The sequence below is a fragment of the Halanaerobium saccharolyticum genome, from assembly GCF_003053565.1.
GTDB lineage: Bacteria > Bacillota > Halanaerobiia > Halanaerobiales > Halanaerobiaceae > Halanaerobium > Halanaerobium saccharolyticum_B.
The window spans coordinates 1-22097 of record NZ_QAXS01000034.1 but is presented as its reverse complement, the minus strand read 5'-3'; the positions used below and the strand labels follow the sequence as shown (position 1 = coordinate 22097).

Sequence of the window (22097 nt, the reverse complement as noted above, 5' to 3'; positions counted from 1 at the left end):
TTTAATAATATATATTTGTTTAGTTAAAATTAAATTGATTCTAATTATAAAAAAAGGAGGTGAGATTTTATACTTAAGCTCTAAAGTCAATCTTTTAGAACTCTATTAATAATAAAGGGGAGATTAAAAATTATGAAAAAGAAAACATTACTAATTGCTTTGATTGTATTATTTGCTATGACTTCTGTTTCATTCGCTCAAGACTATGAATTAGTTACACCTGAGAGAATTGGTAATCCAGATGCAGAGATAGTATTAACAGCAAATATTCAGCGCTCTGATACATTATTTGCGGCAACTGATAATAGAAAAGACTATATACGGAAAGCTGCTGCAGAGTGGGCTAAAGCTCACCCTAATGCTCGTATTGATGTTCAAGTAGCACCAACTGGACAAATTTCTATGACAATGGCAACTTTGTTGACTCAAGCCGAATCTGGTAATGCACCTGATTTTGCTCATATTGATTCATTTTGGGTAGGTAGGTTTATAGAAAATGGTTATACCAAATCATTAAATGAATATATGGGTGAGGATGCTGTTAATGATTTTTATGGTTTTACAAAAGATGTAGTTATGAAAGATGGAGAAATGCATGCAATTTGGGGTGAAACTGATGCTCGCTTCCTTTACTATAGAAAAGATTGGATTGAAGAGCCTCCAAGAACCTGGGATGAAACAATTGATGTGGCTTTAAAGATGAAAGAAGAAAAAGGAGTCCATGGTTTCCTTGCATGGCTCGGTAGCTGGGAAGGTGCAGTTAACGGTAATGTTTGGCCTTTATTTTGGGCTCAGGATGGAGAAATGTTTGATGAAAACGGTCGTCCTGTTATAGGAGAAGGAAAAAACAAGGAAGCTTTAGTAAATAGCTTAGGTTTTCTAAAAAGATTAGTTGACACAGGCGCAGCTCCTGTAATGGTTTCTTCAATTACCTCAAGTGATCCAATGTTAGCTGAAATTCGTTCTAATAATGTAGCAATGGTTGCCAATGGAAGTTGGCTCTATAATCAAATTGACGATATAATTGATGATGCTGATGAAAAATGGGATTTTGTACCTCTCCCACAAATGAAAGCGGATCAAAGAGCAAATAGTAATGGTGGATGGACATGGGCCGTATTAAGTGATGATCCTGTAAAACAGGAATTAGCTGCTGACTATATTATGAGAGTAGTAGGTAATGCAGAAGCTATGGCAGAAAGAGCAAAAGTTTATAATTACTTACCTACAAGAGAATCAATATATGAAAATGATCCATATTTTTCTGAAAATGAGCGCATGCAAAAATTAAGTGAATCATTAGAATATGGAAATGCTAGACCTGCTAACCCACTTTATAATACAGTTTCTGAACTTACTCAGACTGCTTTAGGACGTTTACTCACTGGTCAAACTGATGATATTGAAGCTGAAGTCGATGAGATACAGAGAGAAGCTTTAAGCGAATGGGAAGCAAATAAATAATAAAAATAATATGAGGGCTTATTTTATCAAATGAGCCCTCATTAAATTAGAATGTTCAAAGAAAGGATGAAGAGTATGAATAAAAACATAATGGAAAGATGGTGGATTTGGGTTATTCCACTAGCTTTAGTTTTAGGGGTTTTCTTTTTATATCCTTTATTAAATGTTATAAGGCTGAGTTTTAGTAACGCAACAATAACGACTATAAAAGAAGGTTTTACTTTTGAGAATTACATACACATTCTTACAGGAAGCGATTTCTGGCAGGTTATGAAAGTTACTTTAATTTTTGTATTCGCATCAGTTTTGTTTCAGTTATTGCTTGGATTAATTACAGCTATGTTGATTAATAAAGATTTATTTGGTAGCTCTTTAGTAAAATTATCAATGATTACAGCCTGGGTGGTTCCAGGAATTATAACTGGAGTTATTTGGAGTATAATGTATAGTAGTAGCTCGTGGGGCATTTTAAACTATTTTATTAGATTATTAGGTTTTGATCAAATTCCATTTTTGTATACTCCCTCCTGGGCTCTTTTTTCTGTAGTTTTAGCCAACGTTTGGCGTGGGACTGGTTTTAGTGGCATTATGCAATATGCTGCTTTAAGAGGGATCCCTGACCAATTATACGAAGCTGCCGCCATAGATGGAGCATCAACCTGGCAACAGTTTTGGAATATTACCTTACCCCAGCTCAAACCAATGCTAATGATAAACACAATTTTGATTACCATTTATACTTTTAATACATATGATTCTATTTTTGCTCTTACAAAGGGGGGGCCAGGTAGTAGTACAACAGTTTTATCACTTGGAGCGTATAAACAGGTTTTTAGACATTTAAATTTAGGTAGAGGCTCGGCATACGCTGTAATTATGTTAGTTCTTTCTGGTACCTTTACAATATTATATGCAGGATTTATGGGGAGTGATCAGTAAGTGGTTAAAAAAATATCAATTTATATGTTATATGGTTTAGTTTCAATATTTTTTTTACTACCTATTTTATGGACTATTTCTTTATCTTTAAAAACAACTTCAGAAATTTTTATTTTTCCACCAACCTTTATTCCAAAAGATATAACCTTTGATAATTTTCTTTATGTATTAAATAACACTACAATGACTACTTATCTTTGGAACTCTTTTAAATTAGTTATATATACGGTTTTTGGAACACTTTTAGTAGCCATACCTGCAGCATATTCGTTTTCTAGATTTGATTTTAAGAATAAATCTAAATTGCTATTTGTAATTCTTATATTTCAAATGATTTCACCTATTGTTATTGGTATTCCAATTTATCGTTATTATTCTAATCTAGGGTTATTAAACAATTATTTCGGACTATCAATGGTCTATATTGCTATTCAAATTCCATTTGCAACTTTTTTATTAAAAGGTGGTTTTGACGCCATACCAAAAGAGTTAGATGAGGCGGCAAAAATTGATGGGGCTTCAAGATTTCAATTATTGCATAAAGTTATTCTTCCTGTTGCACTGCCTGCTTTAGCTAGTGCTACAATATTTATTTCTATTAATGCCTGGTCCCAATTTTTACTTCCTTATTTACTTTTAGATAGAACTAGCCAATATCCTGTTTCAGTTGGTATTTTAATGACCCAGGGTAACTTTCAACAAATAAGCACCCATTATTTAGCAGCAGCAAGTATAATAGCATTATTACCGGCGATAATAATGGTATTTTTATTACAAAAGTTTATTCTAAAAGCCTTAACTGCTGGAGCAGTAAAAGGTTAAAAAGTAATAACGATTAAAGTTATATAATACTATTTGCAAGGGATTAGAAACTCATTTTTTTAAATCTCTGTAGGATTAAAAAATAAAATAAAAAAATGGAGTGATAAAATATGTTCATGAAAAAAGGAAAAATTGAAAGGTATTTAAAAGATCTAAGAGAAAATTTGGTTCAGGATCGTATTAAGATTAATGAATTTGAGGTTTATTCAGCAGAATTAGAAAATAAAAAGTTACCTAGTTTTACAAACATGACTTCAGAAAAACTTACTGTTGGTGAAAGATGGGGAGGAGAAAATGAAGCTAAATGGTTTAATTCCAAAGTTCAAGTGCCTAAAGATTGGGATTTAGAAAAGGGGAAAGTTTATCTAAAAATCATTCCAGGTGCAGGACATTTCGGAAATTTAAGTGGTTCAGAGTCATTACTTTATCTTAACGGGCAACCATTACAGGGATTAGATAGAAGTCATTCTTTAGTTTATTTAAGTAAAAAAGAATTAAGTTCTAATTCAGAACTGGAAATATCTATTAAAGCATTTAGTGGTTTAGAAGAAAAAAAGCATGTCTTTAAGGAAGCAGCTTTAATTTATCGTGATAGAATTTTAGAAGACTTTTATCAGAGAGCTAAAATAGTTTTTGAATCTATTAAAACTATGGAAGAGGGAGAAGATTTAAGAGAAAAATTATTAAGAGTTTTGGATAAAGCTATAAATATTCTAGATTTTAGAAAAGCTAATTCTGATAAGTTTTTACAAAGTGCTGAAGCGGCGAATAGTTTTTTAAAAGAAGGCCTTCAAGAATTAAAAAGTAAAGAAAATTTACCTAAAATTACTGCAGTTGGACATTCACATATTGATGTAGCCTGGTTGTGGCAACTTCTTCATACTCGAGAAAAATGTTCTCGAACATTTTCGACAGTATTGAAGTTAATGGATGAATATCCTGAATATACTTATGTACAAACAATGCCTCAACTATATAAATTTATAAAAGAAGATTATCCTGAAATTTATGCTAAAATTAAAGAAAAAATAAAAGAAGGTAAATGGGAAGTTACAGGTGGCATGTGGGTTGAAGCTGACTGTAATGTTACCTCAGGAGAATCTCTTGTTAGACAGTTTTTACATGGAAAGAAATTTATTAAAGAAGAATTTGATGTTGATTGGAATATATTATGGCTTCCGGATGTCTTTGGTTACTCATGGGCATTACCTCAAATAATTAAAAAAAGTGGTATGGAATATTTTATGACTACAAAAATAAGTTGGAGCCAATTTAATCGACCTGAATATGATACATTTACCTGGAGAGGTATAGATGGAACAGAAGTTTTAACTCATTTTATTACAACTCCTGAAATTCACAATGATTCACCTTTTTATACTTACAATGGAATATTAAATCCTGAATCAACTAAAGGGATTTGGGATAATTACAGACAAAAAGATTTAAATGATGATCTTCTGTTAGCTTTTGGATGGGGTGATGGTGGTGGTGGACCTACTAGAAAAATGATAGAGTCAGGCAAAAAAATGCAGGAAGTTCCTGGAATGCCCGAAGTTAGTTTTGGTAAGTCAGAGGATTATTTTAAAGACCTGGCAGATAAGATGGAAAAAGAGAAAGAGCTACCTGTCTGGGATGGTGAATTATATTTAGAATACCATCGTGGAACATATACCTCACAGGCTGAAGTTAAAAAGAATAACCGTAAAGCTGAAATAATGCTTCATGATGTAGAATTATTTAATAATTTTAGTTCATTAAATAATGAATTAGAATATCCCGCAGAAAAGATTAATGAAAACTGGGAGACTGTACTGAAGAACCAATTTCATGATATCTTACCTGGTTCTTCAATCAAGGAAGTTTATGAAGATTCTAGGGCAGAATTTAAAGAATTATTTAATGAAACAGAAACCTTATTAAATAAAAGTTTAGAAGAGATTGCATATCAAGTAGAAGGAAATGGAGGAAAAGTTGTTGTCTATAATTCCCTTCCCTGGTCAAGAGATGCTTATATAGAGCTAAATAATAAGGAGTACGAAATTAAATCAATTCCTGCAAATGGATATTATTCTTTTGAAATTGATGAAGATAAATCAGAGCCAGTTATTATGAATAGTAAAAGAATAAAAAAGAGTTCTGAAAAAACATCAGTAGAGGAATTAAAAGTTGAAGCTAACTTAATTGAAAATAAATTTTATAAGATAAAAATAAATGATAAGGGTCAAATTGTTTCATTATATGATAAAGAATATAAGCGAGAAGTAATTACTGAAAACGGTACAGCTAATTTATTACAGGCTTTTGAAGATCGTCCTATGAGATTTAATGCCTGGGATATAGACGTTTATTACCAAGATAAAGAATACATCGTTAATGATTTAAAAGAAATGAAAATTAAACAAGAAAATGATAAAGTGGTTGTCAAGTTAGAATGGAGATTTTTGGATTCGATAATTAAACAGGATATGATTGTCTATGCTGATAAGAGACGTATTGATTTTAAGACAGAAGTTGACTGGAAAGAAGAACAAATACTTCTAAAAACTGCCTTTCCTATTGATGTAAGAACAACTAAAGCTAATTATGAAATTCAATTTGGGAATGTGGAGAGAAATACCCACTGGAACACAAGCTGGGATTATGCTAAATTTGAAGTTGTTGGACATAAGTGGGCAGATTTGTCAGAGGGAGATTATGGAGTAAGTCTTTTAAATGACAGTAAATATGGATATGATATTAAAGATCAAACAATGCGCCTAACATTAATTAAATCTGGTGTTTATCCTGATCCTGAAGCTGATCAAGGTCATCATTCATTTACTTATAGTCTTTATCCTCATGGAGGAAGCTGGTTTGAAGCTGGAACTACAAAGGAAGCTTATGAGTTAAATTATCCTGTTCAAAATGTTAAAGTTGAGGGGAGAAATGGTACTGAACCAACTGAGAAGTCATTTATAGAAATTAAGGAACAGAGTACAATTTTAGAAACTGTTAAAAAAGCTGAATATAGTGATGAATTAATTTTAAGATTTTATGAATATGGTAATAGAAGAGATACTGTGAAAGTAAAACTAGATAACAGAATTAAATCTGTCCATGAATCTAATTTAGTTGAAGAAAATATAAAAGAACTTGAAAATAACGAATTTGAATTTGAATTTAGCATAAAACCATATGAAATTAAAACATTCAAAATCAAATTAGGATAGTATTTTAATCATAAATAAACTAAATTAACGAAGGAGATTAAAAGTATGAAGGTAAAAATTGCTTTGGGACAGATTGAGCCAAGTACTTTGAAAAAAGAAGATAATTTTAAAAAAATGAAAAATTATATTAAAAAAGCTTCTAATCAGAATGTTAATTTGATTATTTTCCCAGAATTATCACTTACAGGTTATAATTGTGGAGATGATTTCTTTAATATTTCTGAAAAGATACCAGGTCCTACTGTAGAAAAGTTTGAGGAAATAGCAAAAACTAACGACATATATGTGATTTGGGGAATGCCAGAAAAAGGTATTGACGGTGTATTGTATAATGATGCAGTTTTAGTTGGGCCCGAAGGTTATATTGGTAAATGGAGAAAACATACCCTGCCTGGACATGCAACTGATAAAGTTGGACCAGGTGCTTTTCCTGATCGAAGATATTTTAGAGCTGGATCAAAAAGTCCAGTATTTGAAACAAAGATTGGTAAGATAGGAATGATGGTATGCTATGATATTTATTTTCCAGAAATCTCAAGACTCTTAACTTTGAAGGGAGCAGATATCCTGGTTGGGATATCTGGTTCTCCCTCATTTGAAAAGGATATATTTGAACCTTTAGTAAAAGCCAGGGCAATGGAAAATGCTATTTGGTATGCCTATTGTAATTTAGGTGGAAAAGAAGGAGACACAGAATACTGGGGTGGAAGTACTATAATTGGTCCAGGTGATAAAGACACAAAAGTGCCAGGAGAACCTATTATCTGTAAAGCTGATTATGACAAAGAAGACCTGGTTATGGGTACAATAGATTATGAACGAACACGTGAATTTCGCCCTTATTTTCCCGTATTAAGAGATATACGGTTAGATTTTTATGAAGATTTGTATAAAAGTGCTAAAGAGATTACTTAAAAGTAGTTAACTATGTTTTCATCATTAATGAATTAATTATAAAAAAATAAGTATAATAGTTAAAGAATCTTAAATAATAGGTTTAAACTATTAAATTAGGAGGCACTTTTTTATGGAAAAAAGAAAACTTGGAAAAACCGGCCTGGAAGTTAGTCTGCTTGGTTTTGGCGGCTTTCACCTAATAGAAATACCGGCTGACAGGGCTGCAGATTTATTGACCACTTATTTAGATCGAGGTGGAAATTATCTGGAAATAGCAGCTTCTTATGGTGATGGTGAGTCAGAAAAAAAGATCGGGGAAATAGTTAAAAACAGGCGGGATGAGCTTGTTCTGGCCAGTAAAACTGGAGTCAGAGATGCTGAGGGCGCAATGGCAGAAATAGACCGCAGTCTTAAAAATCTGCAGACAGACCACCTTGACATAATTTTTATGCATGGTGTTGGTGATGAGGCAGATTTGGAGGCGATTTTAAAGCCAGGCGGCTCACTGGAAGCTGCCAAAAAAGCAAAAGAAATGGGGAAAGTTAAACATATTAACATATTGGGATTACAGCTCACGGCCAGCCTGATGTTTTAATTAAAGCCTTAAAAACTGGCGAATTTGAGGTGATGATGACTCACTTCAATTATTTTGACAAATTCAACTTCCCTAAATTAGAGGATCAGCTGCTGCCGCTGGTTAAAGAAAAGGAGATAGGAACACTCTGCATGAAGCCCCTTGCTGACGGATTTCTGTGGCAGAATGTAGAAGATGCCTTTCGCTATGTTTTTTCACTGCCGGTTGATGCTGTAGTAACAGGGATGAATAACCAGGAGATGCTGGAGATGGACTTAAAACTGGCAGAGGAGTTTGAGCCGCTGACTGAGGCTGAAAAAGAAGAACTATTTGCCAATGCTGAAGAGTTGGGAGATTATATCTGCCGCCAGTGTGATCAGTGCAGTGTTTCTAAAGAATTTGGGGAAGACCTGAAAGCTGTATTTAGAATGGAAGGTTATTTTGACCGTCAGATGTATGACGGCAGGCCCCGAAACCCTGCTGAATATGCTCTGCGGGACCGCCTCCGCTTCTGGTTTGGTGACAGAGAACTGGCAGAAGTTCGCTATCAGAAGCTGGAATTAAAAGCAGCTGACCTGCTGGATAAAGCGGCTGAATTTAAAGCCTGCAGATATGGACTTGATATCAAGAACAAGCTGGAAATAGTGGATTATAAATTAGGTGAAAGTGAGATCATGAATTAAATAATAAGTCTGGTACTTAAACTAATGTCTATTTTAAGTGCCAGACTTTTTTTATTATTATAATTTTGCCGTTATTAATTACGAAATAATTTGTGGTAATGAGTTATTGAATTCACTAATCTTGGGGGTTACAATATAATTGACAAAGAAAAAATATTCAGTCACTTTAGAACTGCCATATTAAAGTAATTAAATTAAGGAGTAAAATATGCCAAAAAATAGAGAGAATGAAATTCTAAAAAAATTAATAAAAAGTGACAGTCCTTTGGTAATTAAAGAACTTGCCCGGCAGTTAGAGGTTAGTCCGCGAACCATTCGTTATGATTTAGATAAAATAGAAAGCTGGCTGAATGAAAATGGACTTAAACTGCAGCGCAAACAGGGAGTGGGAATTTATTTAAAAGATTCTGCTGAGGATAAATTAACAAATATTCTAGATATGGAACTTGATTATAAAAGAGCCTATACTCCTGAAGAAAGACAGCAGCTTATTTTAAAAGAACTTTTGGAAAGAGACGAGCCGGTAATAATCAAAGAATTTGAAATAAATCTTGATGTCAGCGAAGGAACAATTATTAATGACTTAAATAAGGTAGAAAATTGGCTGCAGCATAGAAATTTAGAACTGTTGAGAAAACCAAACTATGGTATTGAAATCCGAGGCTATGAGGATAACTGGCGCAGAGCAGTCTTTGATTTTTTGGAAGAAAGCAGTTCTAGAGAAGATACTAGTAGTATTTTAAACTTATTTAAGAAAAAGAATAATATATCTTCTTTTATTAGTTCCTATCAGGAACTTTTAAACTTAATCAACAGCTCTCAGGTTAAAACTATTAAAGATATTATCCGCCGCATAGAAAAGAAACTGGATTTTTCTTTTACAGATGCTGCCTTTTCGGCCCTGGTTCTGCATATAGTAATTGCAGTCCAGCGGATTTTAAAGAATAAAGATATTAATATGAACTCCCGTCAGCTTCTGCTTTTAAAAAAGAAAAAAGAATTTGAAATTGCAGGGAAAATAGTAGCACAGCTGGAGGATAAATTTGAACTGGAAATCCCCGAATCAGAAATCGGCTATATTACCCTCCACCTGCTGGGAGCCAAGTTTAGAAGAAAAGGTGAGGTTGACTTTGATAATAATAAGTTATTTGACGACAGGTTATTAAACTTAACCTATCAGCTGGTAGAAATAGCCGGCAGAATTTTAAACTTAAACCTGACCAATGACCAGGATTTGATTTACGGTCTGGCCCTGCATCTAAAGCCGACCTTAAATAGAATTAAATACAATTTGAATATAGAAAACCAGCTGGTAAATGATATAAAAGATAAGTATCCTGAAATTTATCGTGCTTCTAAAATTGCAGCCGGAGTGGTACAGACTGAAATCCAGGGAGAAATTAGTGAAGAAGAAATTGGCTTTATTGCCATGCACATTGGAGCAGCAGTCGAAAGGAAAAATATCAAACCCGCTGCTGCCCAGAAGCTAAAAGCAGCCTTAGTCTGCAGTACCGGGATTGGAACCACTCAGATTCTGGCAGAGAGAATAAAAAATGAATTTTCCAATCTGGAGATCGTAGACAGCTATTCCTATCATGATATAGAATACAATGATTTTAAGCTGAACGAAATAGACTTTATAATTTCGACCATTGAGCTGCCGGAGATTGAATTAAAAAATGTTCAGGTTAATCCTCTGCTTAAAGAAGAGGATATAGAAAATATAGAAGAGCTAATAATAGAACTTTATAATCAAAAAATTTATCAAAACAATTCCACAGCTAAGGACAGCAGCAGTCAAAATAAAAAGCCTGCTAATTTAAAAGAAATGGCAGCAGAGCTGGTAGAATCAGCTTCTGATAACTTTCAGTTAAAAGATAAAAAAGAGTTTAGAAATAAGTTAGAAAAACTGTTCAAAAAACATCTAAAGCCAAAAGAAGATGAGGAAAAAGAAATAGACGAAAGCTCTGATTTAGAAAGTATTTTAAAGCCATCTCTGCTGAAGACAGAAGTTGAGGCAGCAGACTGGAAACAGGCTGTAGAAAAAAGTGGTCAACTGCTGCTCAAGCAGAATTATATTGATGAAATTTATATAGAAAATATGATAAAAAACATTGAAAAGCGAGGTCCTTATGTGGTGATCATTCCGGGAGTTGCCTTAGTCCATGCCAGTCCGGAAGAAGGAGTAAATAATTTTGGTCTGAGTTTAATAACTCTCAGAGAAGCGGTTGAATTTAATCATCCCGAAAATGATCCGGTGCAGATAGTAATTGCCTTTGCTTCTCCCGACAAAAATAAGGACATTAAGGCCTTAAGCAGTCTGATTAATAAGCTATACAATAAAGAATTTATGGATAAAATAATTTCACTCAATAATAAGCAAAAAATTATAGAACTGCTAACCCAAAAGGAGGATCAAAATGAAAAAAATTAATACTTTAACAGGAGAAATTGAGGTAGAAGAGCTGAGAAGACTGGAAAAAACAGAAGTTAATACCTTTGTAGATGGAACTACCATAGATTACGGCCGCAATATTGATCAGATGGCTAAAATTGCAGAGAGAACTGACATTAATATTTTAGCAACCTCAGGTTTTAACAGAGGTATCTTTTTTGAAGACTGGGTTCACAATTATTCTGTCGATGAGCTGACCGAACTTCTGATAAGGGAGGCAACCGAAGGTATTGAAGGCACTGAGATGAAGGCCGGAATTTTAAAGGCCGGCAGTGATTATAATAATATCACGAAGTCCGAGGAAAAAACCTTTGTGGCAGCCGCCCAGGCTCAGCTGGTAACCGGTGCTCCAGTCCAGACCCACACCGAAATGGGAACAATGGGATTAGAGCAGCTGGATATCTTTGAGCGTGAGGGAGTCGATCTCTCCCGAGTTGTTTTAATCCATATGGATAGAAACTTAGATTATGGTTATCACAGGCGGGCCTTAGAAAGAGGAGCCAATATCATGTATGACGGTCCTTCTAAAATAAAATACTATGCAGATCAGAAGAGAATAGATATGCTCAAAAAATTAGTTGATGATGGATTTCTAAATCAGCTCTTTATCTCCAATGATATGGGAAGAAAATCATATCTAAAATCCTATGGAGGTGGACCCGGCTGGGAGTATATTCAAAATAAATTTATTCCAAGACTAAAAAGAGAAGGATTTAGTCAGGAGCAGATAGATACAATCTTTATTGATAATCCAAAAAGATTTTTACCATTCCGCAGTGGGGAGGGTAATTGATGATCTCAGAATATTTAACTAAAGATAATATCATTTTAGGTGCTGAAGTTGCAGACTGGAAAGAGGCAATAAAAAAATCGGGCAGTATTTTAGAAGCCAATGATTTAATAGAAGCTGAGTATATAGATGCTATGATAGAGATGGTAAAAGATAAAGGTGCCTATATTGTAATTACTCCGGGCCTTGCGCTGCCTCATGCCCGTCCGGAAAAAGGTGCCAAAGAAAATGGCTTAAGTCTTTTAACCCTAAAAGAACCGGTGAACTTTGGCCATTCCAAAAATGATCCGGTTAAAGTAGTAATCAGCTTCTGTGCTGCCGATGACAGCTCCCATACTCAGATGTTAAGCGAGCTGGCAGAATTTTTAAAGGATAAAAAGAATGTAAATTATATCAAAGAGGTTGATTCTAAAAAAGAATTGCTTGCTTATTTTAAAAGCTATGATGAAGGAGGTGAGAGTAATGAAGATTCTAACAGTATGCGGAGCAGGTCAGGGCAGTAGTCTTATTTTAAAGATGAATGTCCAGGATGTTATAGATGAAATCGGTCTTGATGCTGATGTAGATAACAGTAATATAAGTACTGCTAAAAACTCAGGTGCCGACCTTATTCTAGCAGGAGAATTCCATGAGGATGCGCTGGAAGGTTTTGAAGTTCCTGTAATCACCGTTTCTGATTTTATGGATAATGAAGAAATAAAATCTAAAATCCAGGACTTTTTAGAAGAAAAGGGGGAATAATATAATGGATGGCTTAATTGCTGTGGCAAGATGGATTGCTAATAATGTCTTTAGAGAACCAGCAAGTTTAATTGGTTTAATTGCCCTTACCGGACTATTATTACAGAAAAAAAGCGCCAGTGATGTTGTTACTGGAACTGTAAAAACTATTCTTGGTTTTATGATTATTCAGGGTGGTTCAACTTTAATTGGTAATTCCTTAGGTGCTTTTGGTCCTATCTGGCAGGAAGTATTTGGAATGACCGGAAGTGCAGAAGTTGGTGGAATGTCAACCAATAGTTTTTTAGGTGAATATGGTGGAGCCGTTACTCTGATTATGACCTTTGGATTTTTAGTTAATGTTTTATTAGCCAGAATTACTAAGTTTAAATATATTTATCTAACAGGACACATGATGTTCTGGGTTAGTTTTGTTTATGCCGGAATAGTTGTTCAGGTCTTTGGCCAGGGAGTCTCCCAGATGTGGATGATTATCAGTGGAGCAGTTTTACTTGGAGCTTACTGGACCCTGCAGCCAGCTTACTTACAGAAATACGTTAAAAGCTTTACGGGCAAAGATAATTTTGCCGTCGGCCACACCTTCTCAACCGGTGCCTGGCTGGGAGCTATTTTAGGTAAACATTTTGGTAATAAAGAAAATGATACCGAAGATCTAAAAATGCCTGAAGGCTTTGGCTTCCTAAAAGACAGCAATGTTGTTATTGTTCTTGTTATGGGGCTAATGTATGGTTTAGGTGCCCTTTTAGCAGGACCTGAATTTGTAGGAGAATATTCTGGAAATAAAAACCACATTGTCTTTGGAATTTTAAAAGGTTTCCGTTTTGGTGCCGGTATTGCAGTTGTGCTTCATGGAGTTAAGTTATTAATTGGAGAAATTGTACCTGCCTTTAGAGGTATTTCTCAGAAATTAGTTCCTAATTCTAAGCCGGCTCTTGATGTACCAGTTACTTATGCTTATGCTCCTGCCGCTACTATCATTGGTTTTGCAGCTTCCTTTGTTACTATGGTAATAATCATGGTAATAATGGGTGCAACCGGATTCTATGTTTTTGTTCCTCCAATGATTGGTGTCTTCTTTCACGCCGCCGGTGCTGGAGTCTTTGGTAATGAGACTGGTGGAGTTAAAGGTGCAATTATTGCCGGTGTTGTTGTCGGTGCAATTATTACCTTTGGTCAGGCAATATTTATCAAATATATTATCCCGGATACAGTTACTGAGTTTATACTCTGGGGTGGAGACACGGATATGTTTGTCTTTGGTTCTATCTTGAAGTGGATTATGAGCTTATTTGCTTAAATAAAATCAGCAGACTTATCACACAAAAAGGGGATTTCTTTTATAAAAAGTTAAGTTTTAGAGTTTAGAATTCCCTTTTTGTGTTTTCTATTATAAATTACTGGAGTGATTTGTAGCTTAGCAGATGCCAGTCTTTGCTGATTAAAGCTGAGCTCAAAAAGAGGTGAATTTTATGGAAAAATTAGCAGAAATGAACTGGCAGCAGGCTGAAGAAAAGTTAAAAAACAAAATTGTAATTCTTCCCATCGGTGCGGTTGAGGCTCATGGTTATCATCTGCCTCTGGGAACAGATAATTATATTAGTGAAGAAATTGCCGGGAGAGTGGCAGAAAGACTGGATGCTCCAATTCTACCTCTACTTCCCTTTGGCCAGGTCTGGTCTTTAAGAAATTTTCCCGGCTCAATTTCATTAGAAGATCAAACAATTATTTCGATAATAGAGGATATAGCTAAGAGTTTGGAGCGACATGAGGTAAAATTACTGATTATAATAAATGGACATTTTGGCAATAAGACTGCTCTCAAAAAGGCGGAAAGAGCAGTTCAGGAAAAATATAATCTTAAGCTCCTTCGTTTTACTCATCCCGGCTTAAAAGAGCTGGAGCAGAAATATATTGAAACACAAAGAGTCCATCCCAGCTATCTTCATGCCGAAGAGATTGAAACTTCAATGATGCTTAAAATAAACAGTGAGCTGGTGGATATGTCCAAAGCAGAAGCTGATAGACCGGAAATCCCCGACTATTTTGGCAGTTATTCTGTGCCCTGGGATCAGATTACCGCTAAGGCTGTACTTGGTGATCCAAGCCCGGCAGCAGCTGATAAAGGGGAGCAGTTAATTGCCGGTATAACGGCTAAAATCATAGAAATAGTTAATAATTTTAAAAAGGAGGTTGACTGATGTCTTTTGCAAGATATACTGAAAAAATTGATGAAATTTTGGATGAAATAAAGGAAGAAGAAAAGGCTAATATAAAAAAGATCGCGCAAAAATTTGTAGAAACTGTTGAAAACGATGGTCTAATTCATGTTTTTGGCTCCGGTCATTCGCATATGCTGTCAGAAGAAGTGTTTTACAGAGCAGGTGGACTGGCAGTGATGAGTCCAATTTTTGATCCTGGAGTAATGCTCGATGGTGGTGCAATTAAAAGCACTAAAATGGAGCGCCTGTCAGGCTTAGGTGAGGTAATTCTGGATGACTATGACCTGCAGCCAAAGGATTTAATGATTGTAGTCTCCAACTCCGGCCGGAATGCGGTACCGATTGATGCAGCCTTTAAAGCTAAAGAGGAGGGGCTGGAAGTGGTGGCCCTTACTTCACTGGAATATTCTAAGGCAAATGATTCCCGGCACAAAAGTGGTAAGCGGCTATTTGAAGTTGCCGATTATGTGCTTGATAACCATACTCCCTATGGTGATGCAGTAGTGGATTTTGAGGTTACAAAAGCAGTTCCGGGTTCAACCATTGCCGCTTCCTATATTATGAACAGCATCATCTCGGAGGCAATTGCTCTGATGAAGGAAAAAGGAATGGAGCTTCCGGTTTATAGGAGCGGAAATATCGATGGTGCAGATGCTGAAAACAAGAAATTAGCCAAAAAATATGGAGATAGAATTAAACATTTATAATTTTTTTGTTTTGATCCTAAAAATTAATTTTTTAATATTATTTTTCATTTGCCGTCCTATTTAGGGCGGTTTTTATTATTAATATTAAATATATCTTACTTTATTCCGAATTATTCTATTATATATTTCAATTAATTATACTTGATCCAGGTTGTAAGTTCTTTATTTGATGAAATAAATCCAGAATCAGATGTTGTTAGATAATAATAAAAATGAAGAAGCTTTTAACAACCCTTGTCATTTAAGCAAAATTGTATTAAGCTATTAATAAATATATTTAAATACCGGGCTGGAGATGCTCAACCCGACATTGCCAACCATCAGCAAATGGTTTTAAAAAAGTAGTGGTAGTTTAATAGTTAGAAAATAATAAAATCTAATGGGGGCTCAGTTGATGAAAGAAAATTTATGGATTGAAGAACTGGATAATATTGAACCGTATGCAGGCTATAATCAATTATTATCAAATTTAACGAAAAATGAACTGAATGAAATGAGAAAACTCTGGGATTTTCACGGCATTAGCCAGCTTAATAAAGCTGAGCTTATTCAGGAATTAACTAAACGAATTGCTGATAATTTAGAATCATGGCTTCAATATTTAGGCTCAGAACAAACTGAATTTTTAAAAGAAATAATTATGCAGTGCGAAAAATATTCAGCAGCCTATATTGAAGTTAATGAATTCACTTTTTATATAGCAGATTACTTTGAAGCCCGGGGAGTAGTATTTTTAGGTCAGCATCAAGAGACTGCTATCTTTCTCATACCAGAGGAATTGAGAAGTAAAATTAAATCTATTTTAAACAAAAAAAGCATTAAAAAACAAATTCGTTTAAATGACAGTTATATTAAATATGCAGTTGGTAGTGCAGTTTATTATGGAATTTTAAGCCCCGAGCTTTTATATAACTCTTTAGAGAGATACCTGACTCCTGAATGGAGAATTGATCCCTTAGATGTAGTTTTAGAATATGGAGAATTCTCGGTTTTAGCTGACAGTGCTGGTCCATTTTTTATTCTGGGTGCAGTTGAAGACGCGCCTGAGATTCTTATTGAAAGAGAAGAACGCAGTGATTTAGATTATTATATTCCATCTAAAAAAGAAATAGAAAATGCTTATCAGAAGGGTCATCCCAGCTGGAACCTTGCCCAAAGAAGATTCAAAAAGAAATTAACCCGTGATTATAAGCTGCCTCAGGAAGAAGCAGAAAGAATTCTTTTTGGTTTTTATCTGATGATTAATAATAATGTCAGTACAGCAGAGATAGTGCGAGTTTTAGCCGAAGATTTCGAAATTGATATTTTTGCAGGAAAAGATGAACTGATTAAGCTAATCAATGATTTTCATAATAATACAAAGCAGTGGGTTTTAAAAGGTCATAGTCCAGCTGAAGTATACAATGAAATTTAAATATTGCTGCCAGAATCTGTATTATTCAGAATGAGCAGCTTTTCCTAAAAATCAGGGCAAATATTGTTTGCTAATCAGGAGCAGCATGCGGTATAATATAAATATCTGGAGAATAGGAAGAAGGGCAGGTGAATCAAATGCCAGAAGCTAAAATTTTAGAGACACTTGTCAGTCGATTTGACGAGTTTGTTAATCGTTTTGACCAGCTTGATAAGAGATTGGATAGCAAATTTTCTCAAATCGATAAGCGTTTTGACAAAATTGACAAAAAGCTTGCTGATCATGATAAGCGCTTTGACCAGATTGACATAAGGCTTGATGAACATGACAAGCGCTTTGATCAGATAGACAAAAGACTTGATGAGCATGATAAACGCTTTGATCAGATAGATAAAAGACTTGATGATCACGATAAGCGCTTTGATCAGATAGATAAAAGACTTGATAATCACGATAAACGTTTTGATCAAATTGACAAACGATTTAATAATATTGAAATGAAACTAAATGACCATGACAAACGCTTTGATAAGCTGGATAATGTGCTTGCAGAACAGGATATTAAATTATTTAATATCAATAAAACATTAAAAAAACACAGTGATCAATTTGATGAGCTGAATTATACTGTAAATAAGATTCACGATCAAACTGCTCGTCTAAGCCTTGAACAGGGCAAACTGGCAATGAAAATTGATCAGCTTAAGGATGCAGCATCTCAAAATAATGAGAAAAAGAAAATAATTTGATTATTAGTCCCGGTGGTTTAGCAATTAAGCTGCTGGGATTTTTCTTGCTTTAAGAATATATTTTACTTTATTTCCAAATTATTCTATGATATACTTTATATAGTATAAAAATTAGAAAAGGAGGAAATTTAATGCAGCAGTTTGATGTGACGGCCCATAACTATGACTTTGTTTTCAAAGACTCTTTCAATCTTTTTAAGAACGATATTGCTGATTTTTTAGAGGTGGAGCTGCCTGGAATTGCCTCCTATCTAGAAACTGAATTTGCTGAAATTGAAACTAATTTAGAATTATTGGATTTAAATTTTATGTTGGAAGATGGGTCAATACTTCACTTGGAGGAAGAAGCAGAAATTTCGGTTTCTGACTTAATTCGTTTTGCCAGTTATGACTTAAAGTTGTATAATAGATATAGAGACAGAATTCGGACGATAATTTTATGTATTAAGGGCTATACAGATTCTACAGCAGGATTTAACTGTGGCAGCTTAGGTTATAACTCAACTGTTGTAGATATGTCTAAAAAAGATGGCAAAAAGAAACTGGAAGAATTAAAAGCAAAAATTGAAAATAAGGAAAAGATAAATTATCTTGACTTAATCTTTTTACCTTTGATGAATAGTGATCAGAAAATAGTTGATCGAGTCAAAGAAACTATTAAATTGGAAGAAAAGCTGGAAATAGAGCAAAATTCAAAAAACAATCTTGTTGCTTTGACTGTCGTTTTAAGTGATAAATTTTTAAGTGACAAAGATATGTCAGAAATCTGGAGGGATTACAAAATGGTAAAATTCTTTAAATATGTAGAAGAGCAGGGTAAAAAAGAAGGAATTAAAGAGGGAAAAAAGCAGGGAGAAAGAGAACTTTTTAAAAAATTTATCAAGGGTAATTTTGAAGGGTCTAATGATAAAATAATGGAATTAATTGACCAGGCAGAAATAAGTAAAATAGAAGAGTTAAGTGGGAGAATTTCTAAGATTAAAGATTTAAAAGAATTAGAAGAAGCATTAAAACAGTAATAAATATAATAATTGAGAATTAACTCCTGGTGGCTAATAAGCTGCCGGGATTTTTTTATGCAACATAGTTTGAATTATGATCATTGAGTTTTGAGTAATAACAGGTAATTTTAGTTTGCAACTTTCGGGACTACTACTTTGCAATTCCTGGTAATTTTAGTCTACAACAAATAAAAAAGAAGCTGATACTTTTGCCTCTTATTTATTAATGCCCCGAGAAGCCCTAAATTTTCATCTTAAAAAAAGGCTTACTAAAAAAATAAAAGCAAAATTGATATATCAGACTATGCTGAATTAGTTGAAGAAGCACTTGAAAAAAATAAAATTTCAGAGAGTAGATATAACTAATATCTAATTGAAGGTGGATATGGCTACCTGGTATTTGGAGATGAAGATGATTTTGATAATATAATTTTTGATGATGTTTATAATGATCATAAAGATATTTTAGATGAGCTTGATTAGAGAAAAAGCTGGGATTTTGTAAAACATTTATAGATCTTATTTGCTAATCACAATAATTTTAAGATATAATAATAATATATGGAGAATACGAAGAGAGGAGGGGTAGAAAAGATGCCCGAATCTGGAACTTTAGATAAAATTCTAAATCGTATTGGTCAGCTTGATGATAAGTTTAGCGCTAAGTTTGAAGAAATAGATGGAAGATTTGACAAAATAGATAATAAATTTGAAGAAATAGATGGAAAGTTTGATGAGATAGACGAGAGATTTAATAAAGTAGATGGAAGATTTAATGAAATAGACGTGAGATTTGATAAAGTAGATGGAAGATTTGAAGAAATAGACGATAGATTTAATAAAGTGGATGGAAAATTTGAGGAGATAGACGATAGATTTGATAAAGTAGATGGAAAGTTTGATGAGATAGACGAGAGATTTGATAAAGTGGATGGAAGATTTGAAGTAATAGACGAGAGATTTAATAAAGTGGATGGAAAATTTGGGGAGATAGGTGAAAGATTCAATAAGGTAGATGGAAGATTTGATAAATTGGATGACCGACTTGATATGATTTATGATCAAACTGTTCGTTTGACTCTTGGCCAGACTGCTTTAAAAACGGATATTAATGAGATAAAAAGTGTCTTCAATTATCTAAATAATGAGGTGGCCAGAAATTCTAAGGATATTTATGTTATGAAAAATGAAAAGCATCAATAGTATATAAACATATTTAAATATAGTCATATGCGATACTTTTAAGAGCAGTTCTCAGAAAAATTAGAGGCTGCTCTTTTTATTCTGAATAATTTTGAGAAAACTTTCACTAAAAAGCAGGAAAAGTTTAACTGAACTCGAAATAGAATTTAAGACTAAAACGAGGTGATAAAATTGAACATTGAATTTCATTATTACATGACCTATCTGATAACTGTCAGAGCCGGTTTTAAGCCAGCGGAAGCAGAAATAATCGCTTACTCGAGCCAGTATATCGATGATAATGATTTAATCTATAATATTGATCAGAACTCCAATCATGCTTACAGCAACTATATCTCGCAGACTAAAAATATTACCAGACCAAAGAAAAATTTATTCCGCATTTATCCGGTCTTTCACTTTATTCCTGGTGATCCTCTGGCCGATTCAGCCCGCCGCCGGGATGGTAAGCTCCACCTCTTAAATACAACCCCGGACAGCAAAAACGCCCGGCAGGTGCTTAAACTTGGACTTAGCTCAAATAATTTATATAAAATAGGGCTGGCCATCCATTCATTTGCTGACAGCTTTGCTCATCAGAATTTTGTCGGCTACTATGATGAGTTTAATCTGGTGGAGGGAATCCAGCAGAAGTTGAGCTCAATCTTTGATCGATCAGTTTATAAGATTGGTCATGCAGCTGCCGGCCATCGACCGGATATTCCTCATGCCCTCTGGCATGATCCGCGCCTCTGTAGGTCAAATTCCAGGCGGGATAATAAGGAGATCTTTTTAAAAGCAGCCGGCAGAATCTTTGAAGAGCTAAAAAAGCATAAGGATCCGTCAGCCACTGCAGCAGATATCGAATCTGAAAAAGAAGAATTGCTTGCTGACCTGGCCGCGGCAATCGGTAAAAAATCAGAGTGCCCGGAGTTGTTTAAGGTTAACAGCCGTAAGCGGCGGCTTAATTGCTGCCAAAAATTAAGTTTAAAAAAAGAATATGGAGCAGAAAAGTTAAAGGATTATGATCCTTCACTCTGGTTTAATGAGGCAGTAAAAATAAATACCGGCTTCTTAAAAATTGACCGCAGCTGCAGCTGGCAGCGCCTGGGTCTAGATTATTTTTCAAAGCACTTTAAATTCTTAAAAAGCTGTTACAGCTGGAAAAGTGAATCCTATCAGAAGACCCACTGGTTTAAGTTTCAGGAGTCTGTTAAGGAGATGCAGGAAGAGATTATAGACCTGCTGGATCCGGTGGTGTTTGAGAGGCTGGAGTTAGCAAACTGGTAAGGTGTTTTGGAGTTATCCCCTTTATTTTTATTTAACTTGAATTCGGCAAGTAAAAAGTTAAAATAGTTCTTTTTAGATTTTTGCCGTTAAAAAATAATTTCAATCTATTAAAATTAAATATTTAGTCTCAATTTAAATAGCCAGTTAAATAAATTGTCCAGCTTCCAGATTTTAGACGCACTTAACTAAACTATGGTTTTCATAGCTTAAAAAATTAGTCTAAACTGTACTGGTGGTTTTAATTTAGCACCACCTTCTTTCTAAAATCTGTTAGTGCTTTTCTAAGATATTTAATTGTTTTTTCCAGCAGTTTATTTGGGGCAAAGCGGATGTGTTTGTACCAGCCGCTGCCGCAGATATTACCTGCTATTTTGTAAAATATCCTTCTGATCGTTGTTATTTCATGATGATGCATACTTTCAGGCAAGAAAGTTCTTTTAAACCAGTTATTAAGGTTAAAAGCAATCATTTTAATCAGTAAATACAGCTCATTACATTTGCGGTTAATCTGAGTGTTTTGGTCGAAAGCAAAACCCTCTTTCAGCTCGTCGATCTTGTTTTCAATATTACAGCGTTGGTTGTAGTCATTGAATACTTCTTCAGCTGTTAGATAGTCAACATTAGTAACTATGGCCTGATATTCATAGGTGAACTCTTCAAAAAGAAGCTGACCATTTTTGTTGCTTTTAGGTAACGATTTTTTGATTAAAACAAATCTACGCTCTCTATCCCAGCTTTTTAATGGAACTCTAATTTCTGTAACACTAAATGTGTTATCGATTTTAACCCAGGGGTATTGGTCTGGATTTTCATTAACATAATCAATAATTTTTTTGACACCATTTTGCATTTTAGCTTTGATCACATATTCGATACCGTTATCTTCACAGTATCTAAAGTTTTTCTGATCAAAAAATCCTCTATCTGCTCTGATTCTTTTTAGATACCAGGTTTTAGG

The 22097-nt window shown here is 34.3% G+C and carries 20 protein-coding genes; 19 read left to right on the top strand and 1 reads right to left on the bottom strand.

Annotated features, from left to right (window positions below; translation table 11 throughout):
* The first annotated feature begins 132 nt into the window (after window positions 1–132).
* From C8C76_RS11865 to C8C76_RS11780, 19 genes are all read left to right on the top strand, one after another.
* Entirely contained in the window at window positions 133–1464 is a 1332-nt protein-coding gene (locus C8C76_RS11865; protein WP_108141909.1) for an extracellular solute-binding protein, read from the top strand.
* A gap of 75 nt (window positions 1465–1539) precedes the next feature.
* Window positions 1540–2403 carry a carbohydrate ABC transporter permease gene (locus C8C76_RS11860; RefSeq protein ID WP_181248214.1) on the top strand — a complete coding sequence of 288 codons (864 nt, stop codon included), beginning with the start codon at window positions 1540–1542 and terminating at the stop codon, window positions 2401–2403.
* Window positions 2404–3225: a carbohydrate ABC transporter permease gene (locus tag C8C76_RS11855; RefSeq protein ID WP_258222542.1), complete on the top strand. Its 822-nt coding sequence runs from the start codon at window positions 2404–2406 to the stop codon at window positions 3223–3225. It begins immediately after the preceding gene.
* A 110-nt stretch (window positions 3226–3335) separates the two neighbouring features.
* Window positions 3336–6437 (top strand): alpha-mannosidase, encoded by a 3102-nt coding sequence (locus C8C76_RS11850; RefSeq protein ID WP_108141905.1) that lies wholly within the window; start codon window positions 3336–3338, stop codon window positions 6435–6437.
* A gap of 45 nt (window positions 6438–6482) precedes the next feature.
* Window positions 6483–7352, top strand: a complete 870-nt coding sequence (locus tag C8C76_RS11845) for a carbon-nitrogen hydrolase family protein (RefSeq protein ID WP_108141903.1) — start codon at window positions 6483–6485, stop codon at window positions 7350–7352.
* Window positions 7353–7464: 112 nt separating this feature from the next.
* Window positions 7465–7929: an aldo/keto reductase gene (locus C8C76_RS15425; protein ID WP_258222541.1), complete on the top strand. Its 465-nt coding sequence runs from the start codon at window positions 7465–7467 to the stop codon at window positions 7927–7929.
* Window positions 7930–7961: 32 nt separating this feature from the next.
* Window positions 7962–8591, top strand: a complete 630-nt coding sequence (locus C8C76_RS15420) for a hypothetical protein (RefSeq protein ID WP_258222540.1) — start codon at window positions 7962–7964, stop codon at window positions 8589–8591.
* Between the two features lie 208 nt (window positions 8592–8799).
* Window positions 8800–11025 carry a BglG family transcription antiterminator gene (locus C8C76_RS11835; protein ID WP_108141901.1) on the top strand — a complete coding sequence of 742 codons (2226 nt, stop codon included), beginning with the start codon at window positions 8800–8802 and terminating at the stop codon, window positions 11023–11025.
* On the top strand, window positions 11012–11839 hold the full coding sequence (locus tag C8C76_RS11830; RefSeq protein WP_108141899.1) for a phosphotriesterase family protein: 828 nt from the start codon (window positions 11012–11014) through the stop codon (window positions 11837–11839). Before C8C76_RS11835 ends, C8C76_RS11830 begins: the two co-directional genes overlap by 14 nt.
* Entirely contained in the window at window positions 11839–12339 is a 501-nt protein-coding gene (locus tag C8C76_RS11825; protein WP_108141897.1) for a PTS sugar transporter subunit IIA, read from the top strand. The genes C8C76_RS11830 and C8C76_RS11825 overlap by 1 nt, the downstream gene beginning before the upstream one ends.
* Complete coding sequence (locus tag C8C76_RS11820) at window positions 12299–12577, top strand: PTS sugar transporter subunit IIB (RefSeq protein ID WP_108141895.1); 279 nt, start codon at window positions 12299–12301, stop codon at window positions 12575–12577. Before C8C76_RS11825 ends, C8C76_RS11820 begins: the two co-directional genes overlap by 41 nt.
* A 16-nt stretch (window positions 12578–12593) precedes the next feature.
* Entirely contained in the window at window positions 12594–13874 is a 1281-nt protein-coding gene (locus C8C76_RS11815; RefSeq protein ID WP_181248216.1) for a PTS ascorbate transporter subunit IIC, read from the top strand.
* 172 nt (window positions 13875–14046) lie between these two features.
* Window positions 14047–14775, top strand: coding sequence for a creatininase family protein (locus C8C76_RS11810; protein WP_108141891.1), 729 nt, complete (start codon window positions 14047–14049; stop codon window positions 14773–14775).
* Complete coding sequence (locus C8C76_RS11805) at window positions 14775–15503, top strand: sugar isomerase domain-containing protein (protein ID WP_108141889.1); 729 nt, start codon at window positions 14775–14777, stop codon at window positions 15501–15503. Before C8C76_RS11810 ends, C8C76_RS11805 begins: the two co-directional genes overlap by 1 nt.
* 394 nt (window positions 15504–15897) lie before the next feature.
* A complete protein-coding gene (locus C8C76_RS11800; RefSeq protein WP_108141887.1) occupies window positions 15898–16917 on the top strand; it encodes a hypothetical protein in 1020 nt (339 codons plus the stop codon).
* Between the two features lie 137 nt (window positions 16918–17054).
* Window positions 17055–17666, top strand: a complete 612-nt coding sequence (locus C8C76_RS11795) for a hypothetical protein (RefSeq protein ID WP_243734061.1) — start codon at window positions 17055–17057, stop codon at window positions 17664–17666.
* A 131-nt stretch (window positions 17667–17797) separates the two neighbouring features.
* Window positions 17798–18685 (top strand): hypothetical protein, encoded by an 888-nt coding sequence (locus C8C76_RS11790; protein ID WP_108141885.1) that lies wholly within the window; start codon window positions 17798–17800, stop codon window positions 18683–18685.
* Window positions 18686–19261: 576 nt separating this feature from the next.
* Window positions 19262–19870 (top strand): hypothetical protein, encoded by a 609-nt coding sequence (locus tag C8C76_RS11785; protein ID WP_108141883.1) that lies wholly within the window; start codon window positions 19262–19264, stop codon window positions 19868–19870.
* A gap of 171 nt (window positions 19871–20041) precedes the next feature.
* Window positions 20042–21139, top strand: coding sequence for a DUF6765 family protein (locus C8C76_RS11780; RefSeq protein WP_146161868.1), 1098 nt, complete (start codon window positions 20042–20044; stop codon window positions 21137–21139).
* Window positions 21140–21377: 238 nt separating this feature from the next.
* Here C8C76_RS11780 and C8C76_RS11775 read toward each other — a convergent pair.
* A partial coding sequence (locus C8C76_RS11775; protein ID WP_146161867.1) for a transposase occupies window positions 21378–22097 on the bottom strand: 720 nt, incomplete at its 5' end.

Excerpts from the sequence above, each read along its gene's own strand:
- C8C76_RS11865 (WP_108141909.1), top strand. The coding sequence starts at position 133 with ATGAAAAAGAAAACATTACTAATTGCTTTGATTGTATTATTTGCTATG.
- C8C76_RS11860 (WP_181248214.1), top strand. The coding sequence starts at position 1,540 with ATGAATAAAAACATAATGGAAAGATGGTGGATTTGGGTTATTCCACTA.
- C8C76_RS11850 (WP_108141905.1), top strand. The coding sequence starts at position 3,336 with ATGTTCATGAAAAAAGGAAAAATTGAAAGGTATTTAAAAGATCTAAGA.
- C8C76_RS11845 (WP_108141903.1), top strand. The coding sequence starts at position 6,483 with ATGAAGGTAAAAATTGCTTTGGGACAGATTGAGCCAAGTACTTTGAAA.
- C8C76_RS15425 (WP_258222541.1), top strand. The coding sequence starts at position 7,465 with ATGGAAAAAAGAAAACTTGGAAAAACCGGCCTGGAAGTTAGTCTGCTT.
- C8C76_RS15420 (WP_258222540.1), top strand. The coding sequence starts at position 7,962 with ATGATGACTCACTTCAATTATTTTGACAAATTCAACTTCCCTAAATTA.
- C8C76_RS11835 (WP_108141901.1), top strand. The coding sequence starts at position 8,800 with ATGCCAAAAAATAGAGAGAATGAAATTCTAAAAAAATTAATAAAAAGT.
- C8C76_RS11830 (WP_108141899.1), top strand. The coding sequence starts at position 11,012 with ATGAAAAAAATTAATACTTTAACAGGAGAAATTGAGGTAGAAGAGCTG.
- C8C76_RS11825 (WP_108141897.1), top strand. The coding sequence starts at position 11,839 with ATGATCTCAGAATATTTAACTAAAGATAATATCATTTTAGGTGCTGAA.
- C8C76_RS11820 (WP_108141895.1), top strand. The coding sequence starts at position 12,299 with ATGAAGATTCTAACAGTATGCGGAGCAGGTCAGGGCAGTAGTCTTATT.
- C8C76_RS11810 (WP_108141891.1), top strand. The coding sequence starts at position 14,047 with ATGGAAAAATTAGCAGAAATGAACTGGCAGCAGGCTGAAGAAAAGTTA.
- C8C76_RS11805 (WP_108141889.1), top strand. The coding sequence starts at position 14,775 with ATGTCTTTTGCAAGATATACTGAAAAAATTGATGAAATTTTGGATGAA.
- C8C76_RS11800 (WP_108141887.1), top strand. The coding sequence starts at position 15,898 with ATGAAAGAAAATTTATGGATTGAAGAACTGGATAATATTGAACCGTAT.
- C8C76_RS11795 (WP_243734061.1), top strand. The coding sequence starts at position 17,055 with ATGCCAGAAGCTAAAATTTTAGAGACACTTGTCAGTCGATTTGACGAG.
- C8C76_RS11790 (WP_108141885.1), top strand. The coding sequence starts at position 17,798 with ATGCAGCAGTTTGATGTGACGGCCCATAACTATGACTTTGTTTTCAAA.
- C8C76_RS11785 (WP_108141883.1), top strand. The coding sequence starts at position 19,262 with ATGCCCGAATCTGGAACTTTAGATAAAATTCTAAATCGTATTGGTCAG.